Raw genomic sequence first — 16,249 nt, 5'->3', positions numbered from 1 at the left:
GAGATGCTCCTTTTTAACATTTCTTTTATCCAACCATTAATCTGGTTATGAATTGTTCTTGACTTTTCCTAGGATAAACTCCAAGACAATAATTAGAACAAGGCTTAAGCAAATACTTATCTTTTGGAATCCATTCATCAATAAATTCAGCAATAAATGTACTTTCTAATTCGCTGGTGATCATTAATAAAGGTGGTCTGCCTTGATAGTTATTATATGAACATTCAATAGGTGTAAGAACATGACATTCTTTTTCAATATGTTCTTCCTTTAAAATATATGAAATATTTTTAATGACTACATATTGATTATAGCCTATGTCGAAAGCTGCTTTATCATTTCTTCTCAGCCAGCTTCCATACTTTTTCCCTCTATAGTTACCACCGTTTTCAAATTTTTCATTTTCTGGAACACCTAATTCGTTTAGATATTCCTCATACATTTTTTTAGTAATTTTCATCATAAAATACCTCCAAGATATTTTGTTGAATATTTTTAAAGTAAACTTTTTTATCTGCATAAATAAATTTCTGTAAATATTTTCAAATTCCTTCATGAAACATTGAAGTTTTCCGAATTTTCGCTCGACTACATTTTTTTCAGATTTAAATTTTATGTCTATAATTCAAAAAAATAGCATCAATTTGTAAGGGGTGTTAATAGGTAAATCTATGGATAATACGCTTAATTTCAAGGAGAGTATAGTTTATAAGGAGAGAAAGAAAAAGGTATAATAATAGAAATATATAGGAAAAATAGGAGAAAGATAAATTTAATGTTTGTAATAAAATATAGAATTTTGAATATACAAAAAAATACAAAATTTATTAAATAAGAAGGAATCTTCAGAAAAATATAGAATATATTTATTTAGAGTTGTCTAAACATTACAACAAATATTGGAGTGAGGGGGAAGACAAATGAAGGCGTATGTAAGTGACAAAATAAGGAATGTAGCATTAGTTGGACATGGTGGTTGTGGGAAGACTATTTTAACAGAAGCAATGCTATATACAACGAAGGTTACAAATAGAATCGGAAAAACAGAAGACGGAAATACTGTATCAGATTTTGATAAGCAAGAAATAGATAGAAATCTTTCTATTAATACGAGTTTAATTCCTATTGAATGGAATAAAGATAAATATAATATTTTAGATACACCAGGATACTTCGACTTTGTTGGAGAGGTAAATAGTGCTTTGAGAATTTCTGGAGGAGCAATTATTGTAGTAGATGCAACTTCAGGAGTTGAGGTTGGAACGGAAAAAGCTTGGGAATATACAAGCAAGAGAAAAATGCCTAAATTAATATTTTTAAATAAGATGGATAAGGAAAACGTTAATTATGATAAGACCATTAATCAGTTAAGAGAAAAATTTGGAAAGGCCATTGCACCTTTTGCTATTCCATTAGGAACAGATCGAGGTCTCCGAGGACTTGTGAATGTAGTAGATTTAGTAGCAAGGGAATATAATGGAAAAGAATGTGTAGATGCACCAATAAAAGAAGAATGGATGGAGAGAATTCAGCCAATCAGAGACATGCTCATGGAATCTGTAGCTGAAAGTGATGAAGTATTGATGGAAAAATATTTTGAAGGAGAACCATTTACACCGGAAGAAATTCATGTGGGATTACGTAAAGGTGTTTTAGATGGCTCTATTGTCCCTGTTTTAGTAGGTTCTGCAGTGAATAATATTGGGATACATACCTTAATGAATATGATTGATACTTATATGCCAACTCCAAAGGATTTGAAGCCTTATCATGGAATAAATCCGAATGACCAAAGTGAAGTAATTAGACATATAAATACTTCAGAACCATTTTCAGCGTTAGTTTTTAAGACCATTGTTGACCCATATGTTGGAAAGATATCCTTGATGAAAGTGATTTCTGGTGAGTTAAAAGGAGATATGGAAGTATATAATCCTGAAAAGGATGAAATAGAGAAAATAGGAAGCATGTTTTTATTGAGAGGGAAAAGCCAAATCCAGGTAGACCGAGTTGTTGCTGGAGATATTGTAGCAGTTGCAAAGCTTCAATATGCTCAAACTGGAGATACTTTATGTGATAAAAATAACCCTGTTCAATATGGGAAGATTCAATTTCCTCAACCTACATTATTTATGGCAGTTGAGCCAAAGGCTAAAGGGGATGAAGAAAAAATCGGTACAGGATTAAATAGATTAACAGAAGAAGATCCCACTTTTGTTGTAGAGAGAAATAAGGAAACAAAGCAAACCCTTATAGGCGGGCAAGGGGATATGCATATCGATGTGATTACAAGTAAGCTAAAAAATAAATTTGGTGTAGACGTAACATTGGTAGATCAAATTATTCCATATAGAGAAACCATCAAAGGAAAGGCAGATGTACAAGGGAAACATAAAAAGCAATCAGGCGGACATGGGCAATATGGAGATGTAAAGATAAGATTTGAACCAGCACAAGAGGAGTTTATATTTGAGGAAGAAATCTTTGGTGGATCTGTTCCTAAAAACTATATTCCAGCTGTTGAAAAAGGCTTAAGAGAATGTTTAGAATGTGGAGTTTTAGCAGGATTTCCAGTTGTAAATATGAAAGCAATTTTGTATGATGGATCTTATCATGATGTAGACTCTTCTGAAATGGCATTTAAGATTGCTGCATCATTGGCATTTAAAAAAGGAATGGAAGAAGCAAGTCCAATACTCCTTGAACCTATTATGCATGTAGAGATTATTATTCCAGAGGATTACATGGGAGATATTATGGGAGATATGAATAAACGACGCGGAAGAATTCTTGGGATGGAGCCTGCTGGAGATGGTAGTCAAAAAGTTGTTGCAGAAGCTCCTCAAGCAGAGTTGTTTAAGTATGCAACAGACCTTCGTTCTATGACACAGGCAAGAGGAAGTTTTACAATGGAATTTATAAGATATGATGAGGTACCAGCTCATCTTAGTCCTAAAATCGTTGAAGGGGTAAAGGCAAAAAAATAATAGAGCGTAAATAAAGATGGTGTAACCACCATCTTTATTTATTTTTATGTGAAAGTATTTAGTAACTTTATGAAAAGATTATTGTTTTTTATTGATGAATAGTAAACTACGTTAAAAGAGAATAATATTATAGAACAAAAAATAAGAAGGAGGAAAACAATGACAGATCATTATGTAAATTATGATAAGGAATTAGGGATGAATGCAAATACCCAATTAATAGATGTATTAAAAGAAGTAGGTGAAGAGGATGAATTAATTATTACTATGGATGCTAATGATGCGACTCAGGCAGATTATTTATTTGACATATTAAGGAATAATGGATTTGATGTACTTCCAAAGGGAGGACATGATGATGATAAATATCATATTATTGCCCATAGAAAGAAGAATTAAAGAAGGTCAATCATTGATTGGCTTTTTTTTTTTAGAATAAAAGAGTTTTGAATAATATTATAATATTTACTGTAAAAGGCAAAAATAGATAGAAAACAATAGAAAAATAAAGCAAATACTAAATATATATGAAAAAATCTGATAAATCTCAAAGAAATTAAACTTGAAGGATGAGACTTTTTTTATTAAACTAAAGTCAAAGAAAGTCAAAAATGAGGAGATGAATATGCCAAGATTAAGTGATATTATTGAAATTTTTTTAAAGGAATTATTACAAGATGCGAATAATAAAAGTATTGAGATTCAGAGGAATGAATTAGCAAGTTATTTCAACTGTGCGCCTTCGCAAATAAATTATGTACTTACCACTCGATTTAGTCTTGATAAGGGATATTTGATTGAGAGTAGAAGGGGTGGAGGTGGACATATAAAGATTTTTAAGATAAATGTTGATAAAAATGAATATGTAAGGATGCTTCTTGAGGAAATAGGAGATAGTGTTAGTAAAATGAGAGGCTCATCTATTATTGAAGTATTAAAGGAAAAAAAAATTATTACAGAAAGAGAAAGTGTGTTGATGAAAGCTGCTATAAGTGATAGAAGTATTCATACACCTATGAATATAAAAGATGAAGTAAGAGCTAACCTTTTAAAGAGTATGATGATTGCTATATTCAACTATAATGGGAGGGAATAAAAATGTTGTGTGAAAAATGTAATAAAAGACCGGCCACGGTACATTTGACAAAAATATTGAATGATCAAAAGACAGAGCTTCATTTATGTGAGCAGTGCGCCAAACAAAATGAACAAATTTCTTTTGATACATCTTTTTCCATCAATAATTTTTTAACAAGTATATTAGATTCTATACAGGACTCGCCTATTAAAGTAGACTATGTTAAAGCTACAAAATGTGATCATTGTGGCATGACATATGGAAAATTTAAACAATTAGGAAGGTTGGGATGCTCTAAGTGTTATCATGCTTTTGAAGAAAAATTAAATACTTTGGTAAAAAGGATTCAAGGAAATGAAAGCCATATAGGAAAAATACCAAAAAGGGCAGGGGGTTCTTTAAGAATAAAAAATGAAATAAAAGAATTAAAATTGAAGTTAAATGAGGCTGTAAAAAAGGAAGCTTATGAGGAAGCTGTGATCCTTAGAGATAAAATCAAAGATCTTGAAAATCATTTAAAGGAAGAATTTTAGGAGGTGTTGTCATGACAAAGTGGATACAGCAAGTAGGACCCGATAATGATATTATTATCAGCAGTAGGATAAGACTAGCTAGAAATGTAGAACAATTCCCCTTCCCCATAGCTCTTACAAAAGGGAAAAGCAAAGAGGTTTTTAAAGTTGTGTCTCATGCAATACTTGAAGGAAATAACCCTTTTAGGAATGATTTTGACTTGATTACATTAGAAGAAATTTCTCAAATGGAAAGACAGGTTTTAGTAGAAAAACATTTAATTAGCCCAAATTTAGCTACAAATTATGAAAAGGGTGCAGTTCTTTTAAATAAAGATGAATCTGTAAGTATTATGATTAATGAAGAGGATCATATAAGAATCCAATGTTTGCTTCCAGGATTTCAATTAGATGAAGCATTTAAAGTAGCTAATAAGATGGATGATGTGATAGAAGAGGAAGTAAAATATGCTTTTGATGAAAAACTAGGATACTTAACCTCTTGTCCTACAAATGTAGGAACTGGGATTCGAGCATCCGTAATGGTACATTTGCCAGCTCTTAGGATGACAGGATATATTAATAGAATCCTTCAAGCTGCAAGTCAGATTGGCTTAGCGGTAAGGGGAATTTATGGAGAAGGAACTGAATTTATTGGAAATCTATTTCAAATATCAAATCAACTTACATTAGGAAGAAATGAAAAGGATATTATTGGAAATCTTAAGGATGTGACAAGGCAGATTATTCAAAAGGAAAGAGATGCAAGAAGTACCCTTTTATCTAATAATGGAATGCAGCTTGAAGATCAGATTTATAGGTCTTTTGGAATCTTATGTAATGCAAGAATCTTAAGTTCACAGGAGTGTATGAAGCTTTTATCAAATGTAAGATTGGGGATAGATACAGGAATATTAAAAGAAATTCACATGGATAATATCAATGAGATTATGGTCATGACACAATCAGCCTATCTACAAGAAATAGCTGGAAAACCTTTGAGTAGCAATGAAAGAGATATTAGGCGTGGGAGTTTGGTAAGAGAAAAGCTGGGTAATAATAACATATGTGAATAATTGAGGAAAAATGGTTAAAGATAAATATACTAGGAGGTGTTTTGTATGGATATGTTCAGCCGATTTACAGAGAAAGCCCAAAAATCAGTTTTTCTTGCACAAGAAGAAGCAAAAAGCCTTAGACATAATTATGTTGGAACAGAACATATTTTACTAGGATTAGTAAAAGAAGGGGAAGGGATTGCAGCAAAAGCTTTGACGAATATGGGAGTAAAATTAGAAAAGGTAAAAGAAAAAATTAAAAATATTATTGGATTAGGAAATGAGTCTGACCCACAATTATTAGGTTTTACGCCTAGAACAAAGAGATTATTCGAGCTTAGCTTTGCTGAAGCAAGAAGACTTGGACATAATTATATAGGAACAGAACATTTGCTTTTAGGACTGATTCGAGAAGGTGAAGGTGTAGCAGCAAAAATTTTGATAGATAGTGGTGTGAACTTTACAAAGGCAAGAGATGAAGTAATGAAACTTTTAGGAAATTCAAATCCTAATAATACAGGGGAAAATACTCGTATGTCAAATAAGAAAAATACACCTACATTAAATGAATATGGAAGAGATTTAACAGAGATGGCAAGGGAAGGTAAATTAGATCCTGTAGTAGGAAGAAGCAAAGAAATAGAAAGAGTAGTACAAATATTGAGTAGAAGAACAAAAAATAATCCTTGTTTAATTGGAGAACCTGGAGTAGGAAAAACGGCAATTGCAGAAGGGTTAGCTCAAAAAATCATTGCAGGGGATATTCCAGAGACATTAAAGGATAAAAGGGTAGTTACCCTAGATTTAGCTTCTATGGTAGCTGGAGCAAAATATCGTGGTGAATTTGAGGATCGATTAAAAAAAGTCATGGTTGAATTAAGGGAAGCAAAAGATGTTATTCTATTTATTGATGAGATGCATACTATTATTGGAGCTGGTGCTGCAGAAGGTGCTATTGATGCATCAAATATCTTAAAACCTGCTTTAGCTAGAGGCGAATTACAAGCTATTGGAGCAACAACCTTAGATGAATATAGAAAGCATATTGAAAAGGATGCGGCCCTTGAGAGAAGATTTCAACCTATTCATGTGGAAGAGCCAAGTATTGAAGAAACTGTACAAATTTTAAAGGGGTTAAGGGATAAATATGAAGCCCATCATAATGTAAAAATTACAGATCAAGCATTAGAAGCTGCTGCAAATCTTTCTCATAGATATATTACAGATAGATTTTTACCAGATAAAGCAGTAGACTTAATTGATGAAGCTGCATCGAGAATAAGATTAAAAATAGTAACCCAACCTCCAGAATTAAAGGATTTAGAAGAAAAAATAGAAGAATTTGAAAAGGAGAAAGAAGAGGCTATTAGTGCTCAAGACTTTGAAAGAGCAGCTAAAGTACGAGATAAAGAAAAACAAATAAAAGAAGAACTGCAAAATAGAAAAAATAATTGGAAGACAATAGGGAATAAAAAAGCAACTGTTGGAGAAGAAGAAATTGCAGAAACTGTAGCTAGTTGGACTGGAATTCCAGTTAAAAAACTTGCTCAAGAAGAGTCAGAAAAGCTTTTGAATATGGAAGGAATTCTCCATAAAAGAGTCATTGGGCAAGAGGAGTCCGTAAAAGCTATTGCAAGAGCAGTAAGAAGGGCTCGCGTAGGGCTTAAGGACCCTAAACGACCCATTGGTTCGTTTATATTTTTAGGGCCTACTGGAGTAGGAAAAACAGAGCTGTCTAAAGCACTGGCAGAAGCTTTGTTTGGAGATGAGGATAGTTTAATTCGTATTGATATGTCTGAATATATGGAGAAACATGCTGTATCTCGTTTAGTGGGTTCACCTCCAGGATATGTAGGATATGATGAAGGAGGACAGCTCACTGAAAAAATAAGAAGAAAGCCTTATTCTGTTGTGTTGTTTGATGAAATTGAAAAAGCTCATCCAGATGTATTCAATATTTTGCTTCAAATCCTTGATGATGGAAGGCTTACAGATGCAAAGGGAAAAGTAGTTGATTTTAAAAATACGGTAGTCATTATGACATCAAATGTAGGAGCACATACCATTAGAAAACAAAAAACACTAGGATTTGCAGGAGCAGTAGAGGATGAAAAACAAACTGCTTATGAAAAAATGAAAGAAAATGTGATGAATGAATTAAGAAAAAGCTTCAGACCAGAGTTTTTAAATAGAATTGATGAAGTGATTGTTTTCCATCCTTTAGAGAAAGAACACATTAATGAAATTGTAAAATTGATGATCAAAGATTTAGCAAAAAGAATGAGTGCATTAAATATAAAACTTGAAACATCAGAAATGGCTAAGAAACTTCTAGGCGAAAAAGGATTTGACCAAGAATATGGTGCAAGACCATTAAAACGTGCTATTACAAGAATGATAGAGGATGCTTTGTCTGAAGAAATATTGAAGGGAAATATTTCAAAAAATGATGATATTTTTGTAGACGTAGAAAATGATCAAATTGTATTTAAAAATAAGCTAAAATTAGGAAAATAATAATAAAGCTGCATAAAAGTGCAGCTTTATTATTATGGTATTTTTTTGTCAACTACTTATTATTTAGATGAGAGCTTTGAATTGGGAGTAATCTTATTACGGTTTGGATAAAAAGTGTTGTACAGGTTATAAAAATATGTTAATATTATAAAGGAAAGTTCGTACGTGGTAGACAAATGTGTTTTGTTAACGAACAAGTGAGGTGGGATAAGTGACAGATAGAAAATTCTTGATTATTGATACAGCTATTTTGCCAGATATTTATGAAAAGGTATTGGAGACAAAAGAGTTACTAAGAACAGGGAAAGCAAGAGGGGTAACGGAGGCAACTCAAATGACAGGAATTAGTAGAAGTACTTATTATAAATATAAAGATTTTATTTCTACCCCATCTGAAGGGAGTAGAGGACAAAAGGCAACGATCACTTTATTGTTAGATCATACACCAGGAAATCTATCAGATCTATTAAATGTAATGGCAGATTGTAATGTGAATATACTAACTATCAATCAAGATATACCCATTAATGGGATTGCCAATGTAAGTATCACATTTGATATTTCCGAAGCGAGTATGGGAATAGATGAGATTTTAGAAGAACTAAGGAGTCGAGATGGAACATCTAAGGTTGAGTTAATTGCTATGGAATAAGGAAAAATTCTAAATTTAGAATGAAATACAAAAGAAATAAAAGGTTAGCTTGACAGAGTAAAAAAACAGATTAATGGATAGGTGATAAATATGTTTAAAATAAAAGTACCAGCAACAACAGCTAATATGGGACCAGGATATGATGTCCTTGGGATGGCACTTACATTATATAATGAGTTTGAAGTAGAAAAAATAAATGAAGGAATAGAAACAGTGGGATTTGGACAAATTCCACTACAAGAAAATTTAGTATATACAAGTATGAAGAAAACATTAGATTTCTATGGAAAAAAGGCAGATGGATTAAAAATTACTGCAAAGAAAATAGATATTCCTATGAGTAGAGGATTAGGGAGTAGTGCAACTTGTATTGTTGCTGGTATTATGATTGCTAATAAATTGATGAACGATATGTTAAGAGAAGATGATATCATACGAATAGGGACTGAGATGGAAGGACATCCGGATAATATTGTACCAGCAGCTACTGGGGGAATGAGTGTATCTATTTATGAAGAAGATAAAGTAATCCATTCTAAAGTGAATGTTCCAAAGAATTTAAGATTTGCAGTCATGATTCCTGACTTTACTGTTTCTACAAATGAAGCAAGAAAGGTTGTTCCAGAAAAGTATAGTAAAAAGGATTGCATTTTTAATATTTCAAGAGTAGCAATGCTTGTATCTAGTATGAATAGTGGAGAAATTGAACATTTAAGAATGGCCACAGAGGATAGAATTCATCAACCTTTTAGAGCTAACTTAATTCCTAATATAGATGATATTTTTAAAGCTTCTCAAGATTTAGGATCTAAAGCAGAATTCATCAGTGGATCAGGATCTACCTTGATGGCTATCATTGATGAAAAAAATGCTGACTTTGAACCCAAAATGAAAAAATTTTTGGAGACCCTTGAAGGTAATTGGAAAATTAAAGTATTAGCAGTAGATATGGAAGGTGCAATGTTTTTTTAAAAGGTTTTATGGAGTTGATCCATAAAGCCTTTTTTCATACTGTTGATTCATTGACTATTGAAGAATGAAAGTATAAAATCAGAATAGAAAGGATATAGTTGTTATAAGAGAATGATTGGAATTTGGAGGAATATATGGCGAAAAAAGATAAGACTATTTTTGTATGTCAAAATTGCGGTTACGAAAGTCCTAAATGGATGGGACAATGTGTATGCGGCAGTTGGAATACAATGGTAGAAGAACGGATTGCAGCAATCAACCAATATAAAAAATCACCAACCATTACAAGTTCCACAAAACCTTTACCCATTAAAGAAATAAAGTCTGGTTCTTATGATCGATTTGATACTCATATTGAAGAACTCAATCGTGTCTTAGGAGGAGGAATGGTAAAGGGAGCATTAACTTTAATATCAGGAGAGCCTGGAATTGGTAAATCTACTTTGATTCTACAAGCAAGCAGCAACATAGCAAAAGAATATGGCACAGTTCTTTATATTTCAGGAGAAGAATCAGAAGAGCAAATAAAAATGAGAGCAGAAAGATTAAATGCAATAGAAGATCGATTAATGATTGTATCGGAAACAAATGTGGATGTGATTAAAGAATATATGATAGAACTACAACCTGTATTTGTGATTGTTGATTCTATACAAACCCTTTTTAAACCAGATTTGTCCTCTGCTCCTGGAAGTGTTTCTCAGGTGCGAGAATGTACCAATCATATTATGCATATAGCCAAAACAAAAGGTATTCCTATTTTTATTGTTGCACATGTGACCAAAACAGGAGAACTAGCAGGACCTAGGATGTTAGAGCATCTTGTGGATACGGTACTTCATTTCACAGGAGAAAGAACCCAAGAGTTTAGGGTGGTGAGAGCTTTAAAAAATCGCTTTGGAACAACTAGTGAAATTGGTGTTTTTGAAATGAGAGAAGAAGGTTTGATGGAAGTTTCGAATCCATCAGAAGTATTCTTAGAAGGACTTACAGATACAGAAGGATCTATTGTGATTAGTAGCCTAGAAGGAACAAGACCTCTTCTTTTAGAGATTCAGGCATTGGTTGCACCAACCAATCTAGGATTTGCAAGAAGAGCAGCTATTGGCATTGATTTAAATCGATTGAATTTGATCTTAGCAGTTTTAGAAAAAAAGGTAGGCATTCCTCTTATGAATCAAGATGTTTATGTAAATGTAGTTGGAGGACTCAAGCCTGAAGGAACTTCATCAGATCTAGGGGTAGCTCTTGCTATTTATTCTAGTATGCGAGGAGTAGATATTCATACTACTACTACTATTGCCATTGGAGAAATTGGACTTACTGGAGAATTAAGATCTGTTTCCAATATAGAAAAAATGATTAAAGAAGCTTCAAAAATGGGATTTAAAAAGTGTATATTGCCTAAAAAGAGCATAAAAAAATTAAAGTTAGATGAATCAATTCGATTGATAGGAGCAAATTCTTTAAAAGATGCCATAGATTGTATGTTTTTTGAAAATTAAATGAAATAGTTCTTTAATTGGGATGCATAGATATAATATAATAGGAAAGATAGGAGAAATAAGATTGGGAGGACAATACCATTGGTAAAAGAAGATAAAATGAAAGAACAAGGCATAATGGAATCTATGAAGAGATTAGCCCCAGGTACTTCTTTACGAGAAGGACTTGAAAATGTTTTAAGAGCTAAAACAGGAGCTTTGATTGTTATAGGCGATAATGAAGAAGTAATGAACCTTGTAGATGGAGGTTTTTACATAAATGTTGATTTGTCAACGGCGTATTTGTATGAACTTGCAAAAATGGATGGTGCAATTATATTAAGTTCTGATGCAAAGAAAATATTATATGCGAATACACAATTAATTCCGGACCCTTCCATTCCCTCTTCAGAAACGGGTATAAGACATAGAACAGCTGAGCGGGTAGCTCGTCAGACGGGGCTTATTGTTATATCTATTTCACAAAGAAGAAATATCATAACGATTTACAAAGGATATTCTAAGTATATTGTCCAAGATACCAATAAAATTTTAAATAAAGCAAATCAAGCCATTCAAACTTTAGAAAAATATAGAAAAGTCTTAGATCAAGCAATGCTTAATTTAAGTGGATTGGAATTTGAAGATTTGGCTACAATCCAAGATGTAGCTATAGTTATTCAAAGAACGGAAATGGTTATGCGTATTGTTTCAGAAATAGATAAATATATAAGTGAATTGGGGAATGAAGGTCGTCTTGTAAGCATGCAGTTAGAGGAATTACTAGCTAATGTAAAAGAAGATGGGGAATATGTAGTTGAAGACTATATGGTGAAGGATGAATCTATAGATTACAATACCGTGAGTAGACAAATTAAAAATTTATCGTCTGAGGAACTATTAGACTTATCTAATATTGGAAAGATTTTGGGTTATCAGGGAGCTTTGAATGATTTATTAGATACACCTGTTTCACCAAGAGGATTTAGGATTTTAAGTAAAGTACCAAGGCTTCCAATGTCTGTCATTCAAAATGTGGTTAATCATTTTAGTGATTTTCAAAAGATACTCAAAGCATCAATAGAAGAACTAGATGATGTAGAAGGAATTGGAGAGATTCGAGCAAGGGCTATTAAAGAAGGGTTAAGAAGGGTACAAGAACAGGTTTTATTAGATCGACATATTCGTTAGATAAAAAAACACCAATATATTTATTGGTGTTTTTAATATAGTCCATATTTTCCAAGTGTTTCTATGTTTTTGCATTGCTTTGTTAAAATTTCATGGATATCAAGATCAAGTGTATTACAAATGGCTACAAGATAGAATAAATGGTGCCCCATTTCTTCATTGATTTTGTCTCTACAAATATCACAAAGCTCTCCAGAAACGTGATTATCCATAAAATCTTTTAGTTCTTCATAAGAGATGTCTTTTGGAATATTTTGTGCTTTAGCATCTATATGAATACAACCACAATTTGTAGCAGCTTTTATGATGGATCTATTTACTTTTGCACAGCTCTCTTGATATTTTGATATAATGTCTAGCATACTTTTATGTCGGATTAATACTTCTGAAACACTATCTTGAAATTTATGCAGAATAGAATCTTTCATTAATTTTATCACCTCTGTACAATAAGTTTGATTTAAGTTTATTCTAGCATATTATAGGGGAAAATTAAAGGCTATTCGGTTAAATTTACTTTTAGGTTAGGAAAAGGAAAGATGAGCTCGTTTTGTGGTAAAATTTTAAAAAAATAGAACTACCATTTCAAAAAATAAAGTTGACAATAGACACTACGTATGGTAAAATAATTATTTTCTTGACAAAACCCTACCCCTTGTTGTATACTGAATATAGGTAATGTACAATGTGGGAGGTTTTGCTGAATGTTCAATATCGGTGATAGAGTTGTGTATCCTATGCATGGTGCGGGGATTATTGAAGCGATAGAAGAAAAAGAGATATTGGGGAAGAAGCGGAAATATTATATTATGAAGATGCCTCTAGGAGAAATGAAAGTAATGATTCCTCTTGATAACGTAGAAGATATAGGATTAAGAGAAATTATATCCTTAAAGGAAGTAGACCAAGTAGTGGCTGTATTGAATGATGATATTTCTAAGATGCCTAAAAATTGGAATAGACGATATAGAGCAAATATGGATAAGATTAAAAGTGGAGATATCTATGAAGTTGCTATGGTAGTAAGAAATTTAACCCTTAGAGACAGAGAAAAAGGACTATCAACAGGAGAAAGAAAAATGCTAGCGAATGCAAAACAAATCCTCATAAGTGAAATCGTACTGGCTAGAGGCATAGAAGAAAAGGTTGCTGAAGACATAATTGATACAGCTATTCAATAATTCTAACTATGTGAAGCGTCATGAGGACGCTTCATTTTTTGTCATGGAGCATATTTTATTACCAAAATATACAAATTTTATTGAAATTAGGTAGTGTTTAGTTATAAAATAAAATTAGCATGGTTATACTTTTGAGATAGGAGGTGGAAAGATATGTTTAACAAAATTGTAAGAGGAGCATTAACGTTAGCAGGTGCTTCCGTGGGATATGCAGTAGCCATGCTTTTAATAAAACTGGCTAAAATTCAGGGAATTGTGCAGATTCCAGAAATTACACCTATTATGGTAATGACTGCTAGTATCATCGGTGCGGTTACAGGTGGAATTATATTTTTTACTATTACTCCTTGGTTGATGGAAAAAGGTTTAAGTTCAGCAAATTGGGTAGAGGGAGAGCTTCAAAAGATTCCTACTATGGATATGGTTATTGGAGCAGTAGGATTAATCATTGGGCTAGTGATTGCTTATTTGATTAGTAGTTTATTGATGGGTATATCTATTCCATTAGTTGGACCGATTTTATCTATTATGCTTTACATATTCTTAGGATATTTAGGTGTAAGCCTTGCAAGCAAGAAAAGAGAAGATTTAGGAAATATATCTATGCTGTTTAAAAAGAATATAGCATCTAAGGAAAAGGTAGAAACAAAAAAAGAGAATAGTAGTAGTATACCTAAAGTATTGGATACCAGTGTGATTATTGATGGAAGAATTGCAGATCTATCTCAAACTGGTTTTATGGAAGGACCTCTTGTTATCCCAGAGTTTGTTCTTAAAGAATTAAGACATATTGCAGATTCGTCGGATAGTTTAAAAAGAGCAAGAGGTAGAAGAGGCTTAGATATTTTAAATCGTATCCAAAAGGAGCTACCTATAGAAGTGAAAATTACAGATAAGGATTTTGAAGAGGTAGGAGAAGTAGATATAAAACTACTAAGACTTGCTCAATTCTTGGGAGGAAAAGTTGTAACCAATGATTATAATTTGAATAAAGTAGCTGAACTACAAGGAGTACCAGTTCTTAATATTAATGAACTTGCTAACGCATTAAAACCAGTAGTTCTACCTGGAGAGGAAATGGTCGTGCAAGTGATCAAAGAAGGAAAAGAATCGGGGCAAGGTGTAGCGTACTTAGATGATGGAACAATGATTGTAGTAGAAGGTGGAAGAAAACATATAGGAGAGACTATGGGTGTACTTGTCACCAGTGTATTACAAACTGCTGCAGGAAGAATGATCTTTGCAAAACCTAAAATGTTGGTTGATAAATCAGCATAATATTATATAATAAAATTACCCAGCATATGCTGGGTTTTGTTTTGGGATAGAGGTGAAAATTTTGAGAAAAGAAAGATTTGTTTCAGTGATTGTTGCAGCAGCAGGACAAGGAAAAAGAATGAATAGTGAGGTAAATAAGCAATATTTGAATCTTGGCCATAAACCTGTATTGGCCCATACGATTGAGGCTTTTGATAAATGTTTTGGGATAGATGAAATAATCGTTGTAATCCATCCTGATGAGGTTGAATATTGTAAAGAAAATGTTATCAATTTTTTTGGATTTAAAAAAGTATCAAAAGTTATAGCTGGAGGAGCTGAGCGTCAAGGGTCCATATTTAATGGACTAAAGGTGGTAGATAAAAGATGTGATCTTGTAGTAATCCATGATGGAGCAAGACCTTTTATAAAAGAAGAAACTATTCTATATAGTATAGATGAAGCTATAAAATTTGAAGCAATAGGGGTAGGTGTACCTGTAAAGGATACAATCAAAGTAGTTGATGAAGAAAAAAATATTAAAAATACACCAGATAGAAAGACTCTTTGGGCCATACAAACGCCTCAAATCTTTGATTATAAGTTAGTGTTAAAAGCCCATGAAAAAGCTATAGAAGATAGATACCTAGGTACGGATGATACAGTGTTAGTTGAAAGACTTGGTAAAAAAGTAAAAATAGTAATGGGTAGTTATGACAATATAAAAATAACTACACCAGAAGATTTATATATAGGAGAAGCTATTTTAAAGAATAGAAAATAGGGGGTGTCCTATGCGTATTGGTATGGGGTATGATGTACATAGGTTGGTGGAAGGAAGAAAATTAATATTAGGAGGGGTAGAAATACCTTATGAGAAAGGTCTTTTGGGGCATTCTGATGCAGATGTTCTCCTTCATGCTATCAAGGATGCATTGCTTGGAGCAGCAGCCCTTGGTGATATTGGAAAGCATTTTCCAGATACAGATGATCGGTTTAAGGGGGCTTCTAGTATAAAATTATTATCAGAAGTGAATAATATGTTAGAGTATATTGGGTATAAAGTAAATAATATCGATAGTACGATTATTGCACAAAAGCCTAAGATGGCTCCGTATATAGAACAAATGAGAAAAAATATAGCAGATACTATAGGCATTGAAGTGGATGCTGTAAATGTAAAAGCTACTACTACAGAAGGTTTGGGATTTACAGGTACAGGAGAAGGGATTGCATCACAAGCAATTGCAAGTATTGTAAGATTTTCTGTTGACAAATAGACTAAGATTAGTTAATATGTATTTAAGTTTAATTGAAAATGATAGAAGCTGTGATAGGGAATAGTAGGATGGATGATTCT

General features: G+C 32.5%; 16 protein-coding genes and 1 other annotated feature (1 of these 17 running past the window's edge). Of the genes, 14 read left to right on the top strand and 2 right to left on the bottom strand.

The genetic code is table 11. The features are described from left to right. Positions 1-25 precede the first annotated feature (25 nt). Positions 26-460 carry a hypothetical protein gene (locus K7H06_RS16760; RefSeq protein ID WP_223037174.1) on the bottom strand — a complete coding sequence of 145 codons (435 nt, stop codon included), beginning with the start codon at positions 458-460 and terminating at the stop codon, positions 26-28. Positions 461-920: 460 nt separating this feature from the next. Between K7H06_RS16760 and fusA the strand changes: the two genes are divergently transcribed. From fusA to disA, 10 genes are all read left to right on the top strand, one after another. Next, on the top strand, positions 921-2,987 hold the full coding sequence (gene fusA, locus K7H06_RS16755) for an elongation factor G (RefSeq protein ID WP_223037173.1): 2,067 nt from the start codon (positions 921-923) through the stop codon (positions 2,985-2,987). A gap of 159 nt (positions 2,988-3,146) precedes the next feature. Further along, positions 3,147-3,386 carry a hypothetical protein gene (locus K7H06_RS16750; RefSeq protein ID WP_223037172.1) on the top strand — a complete coding sequence of 80 codons (240 nt, stop codon included), beginning with the start codon at positions 3,147-3,149 and terminating at the stop codon, positions 3,384-3,386. Between the two features lie 226 nt (positions 3,387-3,612). After that, positions 3,613-4,083 carry a CtsR family transcriptional regulator gene (locus tag K7H06_RS16745; protein ID WP_223037171.1) on the top strand — a complete coding sequence of 157 codons (471 nt, stop codon included), beginning with the start codon at positions 3,613-3,615 and terminating at the stop codon, positions 4,081-4,083. A 2-nt stretch (positions 4,084-4,085) separates the two neighbouring features. After that, on the top strand, positions 4,086-4,598 hold the full coding sequence (locus K7H06_RS16740) for a UvrB/UvrC motif-containing protein (protein WP_223037170.1): 513 nt from the start codon (positions 4,086-4,088) through the stop codon (positions 4,596-4,598). A gap of 11 nt (positions 4,599-4,609) precedes the next feature. Beyond that, positions 4,610-5,653, top strand: a complete 1,044-nt coding sequence (locus tag K7H06_RS16735) for a protein arginine kinase (RefSeq protein WP_223037169.1) — start codon at positions 4,610-4,612, stop codon at positions 5,651-5,653. A gap of 51 nt (positions 5,654-5,704) precedes the next feature. After that, complete coding sequence (locus K7H06_RS16730; RefSeq protein ID WP_223040060.1) at positions 5,705-8,152, top strand: ATP-dependent Clp protease ATP-binding subunit; 2,448 nt, start codon at positions 5,705-5,707, stop codon at positions 8,150-8,152. A gap of 211 nt (positions 8,153-8,363) precedes the next feature. Beyond that, on the top strand, positions 8,364-8,804 hold the full coding sequence (locus tag K7H06_RS16725; RefSeq protein WP_223037168.1) for an ACT domain-containing protein: 441 nt from the start codon (positions 8,364-8,366) through the stop codon (positions 8,802-8,804). Between the two features lie 90 nt (positions 8,805-8,894). After that, positions 8,895-9,776: a homoserine kinase gene (gene thrB, locus K7H06_RS16720; RefSeq protein ID WP_223037167.1), complete on the top strand. Its 882-nt coding sequence runs from the start codon at positions 8,895-8,897 to the stop codon at positions 9,774-9,776. 134 nt (positions 9,777-9,910) lie between these two features. Next, on the top strand, positions 9,911-11,281 hold the full coding sequence (radA, locus tag K7H06_RS16715) for a DNA repair protein RadA (RefSeq protein WP_223037166.1): 1,371 nt from the start codon (positions 9,911-9,913) through the stop codon (positions 11,279-11,281). A gap of 99 nt (positions 11,282-11,380) precedes the next feature. After that, on the top strand, positions 11,381-12,451 hold the full coding sequence (gene disA / locus K7H06_RS16710; RefSeq protein WP_223040059.1) for a DNA integrity scanning diadenylate cyclase DisA: 1,071 nt from the start codon (positions 11,381-11,383) through the stop codon (positions 12,449-12,451). A gap of 32 nt (positions 12,452-12,483) precedes the next feature. Here the strand turns inward: disA and K7H06_RS16705 are convergent, their stop codons facing one another. Continuing rightward, positions 12,484-12,879, bottom strand: coding sequence for a nucleoside triphosphate pyrophosphohydrolase family protein (locus tag K7H06_RS16705; RefSeq protein ID WP_223037165.1), 396 nt, complete (start codon positions 12,877-12,879; stop codon positions 12,484-12,486). Positions 12,880-13,155: 276 nt separating this feature from the next. On the opposite strand from K7H06_RS16705, the gene K7H06_RS16700 reads away from it, so the two are divergent. The 4 genes from K7H06_RS16700 to ispF all read left to right on the top strand — a co-directional run bounded on the left by K7H06_RS16700 (position 13,156) and on the right by ispF (position 16,169). Beyond that, positions 13,156-13,632 (top strand): CarD family transcriptional regulator, encoded by a 477-nt coding sequence (locus tag K7H06_RS16700; RefSeq protein WP_223037164.1) that lies wholly within the window; start codon positions 13,156-13,158, stop codon positions 13,630-13,632. 153 nt (positions 13,633-13,785) lie between these two features. Next, entirely contained in the window at positions 13,786-14,910 is a 1,125-nt protein-coding gene (locus K7H06_RS16695) for a PIN/TRAM domain-containing protein (RefSeq protein WP_223037163.1), read from the top strand. Between the two features lie 61 nt (positions 14,911-14,971). Beyond that, positions 14,972-15,673 carry a 2-C-methyl-D-erythritol 4-phosphate cytidylyltransferase gene (ispD, locus tag K7H06_RS16690; RefSeq protein ID WP_223037162.1) on the top strand — a complete coding sequence of 234 codons (702 nt, stop codon included), beginning with the start codon at positions 14,972-14,974 and terminating at the stop codon, positions 15,671-15,673. A 10-nt stretch (positions 15,674-15,683) separates the two neighbouring features. Next, on the top strand, positions 15,684-16,169 hold the full coding sequence (gene ispF / locus K7H06_RS16685; RefSeq protein WP_223037161.1) for a 2-C-methyl-D-erythritol 2,4-cyclodiphosphate synthase: 486 nt from the start codon (positions 15,684-15,686) through the stop codon (positions 16,167-16,169). 41 nt (positions 16,170-16,210) lie between these two features. Beyond that, positions 16,211-16,249, top strand: a binding site (T-box leader); it runs 182 nt beyond the window's last position.

It is taken from the genome of Crassaminicella profunda (assembly GCF_019884785.1).
Taxonomy (GTDB): Bacteria; Bacillota; Clostridia; order Peptostreptococcales; family Thermotaleaceae; genus Crassaminicella; species Crassaminicella profunda.
Note: the sequence above shows the minus strand (reverse complement) of the source record. Positions and strands in the feature narration are given on the sequence as shown.

Bases quoted from the DNA above. Each gene is read 5' to 3' on its own strand.
- K7H06_RS16760 (WP_223037174.1), bottom strand. From the start codon at position 460: ATGAAAATTACTAAAAAAATGTATGAGGAATATCTAAACGAATTAGGT.
- fusA (WP_223037173.1), top strand. From the start codon at position 921: ATGAAGGCGTATGTAAGTGACAAAATAAGGAATGTAGCATTAGTTGGA.
- K7H06_RS16750 (WP_223037172.1), top strand. From the start codon at position 3,147: ATGACAGATCATTATGTAAATTATGATAAGGAATTAGGGATGAATGCA.
- K7H06_RS16745 (WP_223037171.1), top strand. From the start codon at position 3,613: ATGCCAAGATTAAGTGATATTATTGAAATTTTTTTAAAGGAATTATTA.
- K7H06_RS16740 (WP_223037170.1), top strand. From the start codon at position 4,086: ATGTTGTGTGAAAAATGTAATAAAAGACCGGCCACGGTACATTTGACA.
- K7H06_RS16735 (WP_223037169.1), top strand. From the start codon at position 4,610: ATGACAAAGTGGATACAGCAAGTAGGACCCGATAATGATATTATTATC.
- K7H06_RS16730 (WP_223040060.1), top strand. From the start codon at position 5,705: ATGTTCAGCCGATTTACAGAGAAAGCCCAAAAATCAGTTTTTCTTGCA.
- thrB (WP_223037167.1), top strand. From the start codon at position 8,895: ATGTTTAAAATAAAAGTACCAGCAACAACAGCTAATATGGGACCAGGA.
- radA (WP_223037166.1), top strand. From the start codon at position 9,911: ATGGCGAAAAAAGATAAGACTATTTTTGTATGTCAAAATTGCGGTTAC.
- disA (WP_223040059.1), top strand. From the start codon at position 11,381: ATGAAAGAACAAGGCATAATGGAATCTATGAAGAGATTAGCCCCAGGT.
- K7H06_RS16705 (WP_223037165.1), bottom strand. From the start codon at position 12,879: ATGAAAGATTCTATTCTGCATAAATTTCAAGATAGTGTTTCAGAAGTA.
- K7H06_RS16700 (WP_223037164.1), top strand. From the start codon at position 13,156: ATGTTCAATATCGGTGATAGAGTTGTGTATCCTATGCATGGTGCGGGG.
- K7H06_RS16695 (WP_223037163.1), top strand. From the start codon at position 13,786: ATGTTTAACAAAATTGTAAGAGGAGCATTAACGTTAGCAGGTGCTTCC.
- ispF (WP_223037161.1), top strand. From the start codon at position 15,684: ATGCGTATTGGTATGGGGTATGATGTACATAGGTTGGTGGAAGGAAGA.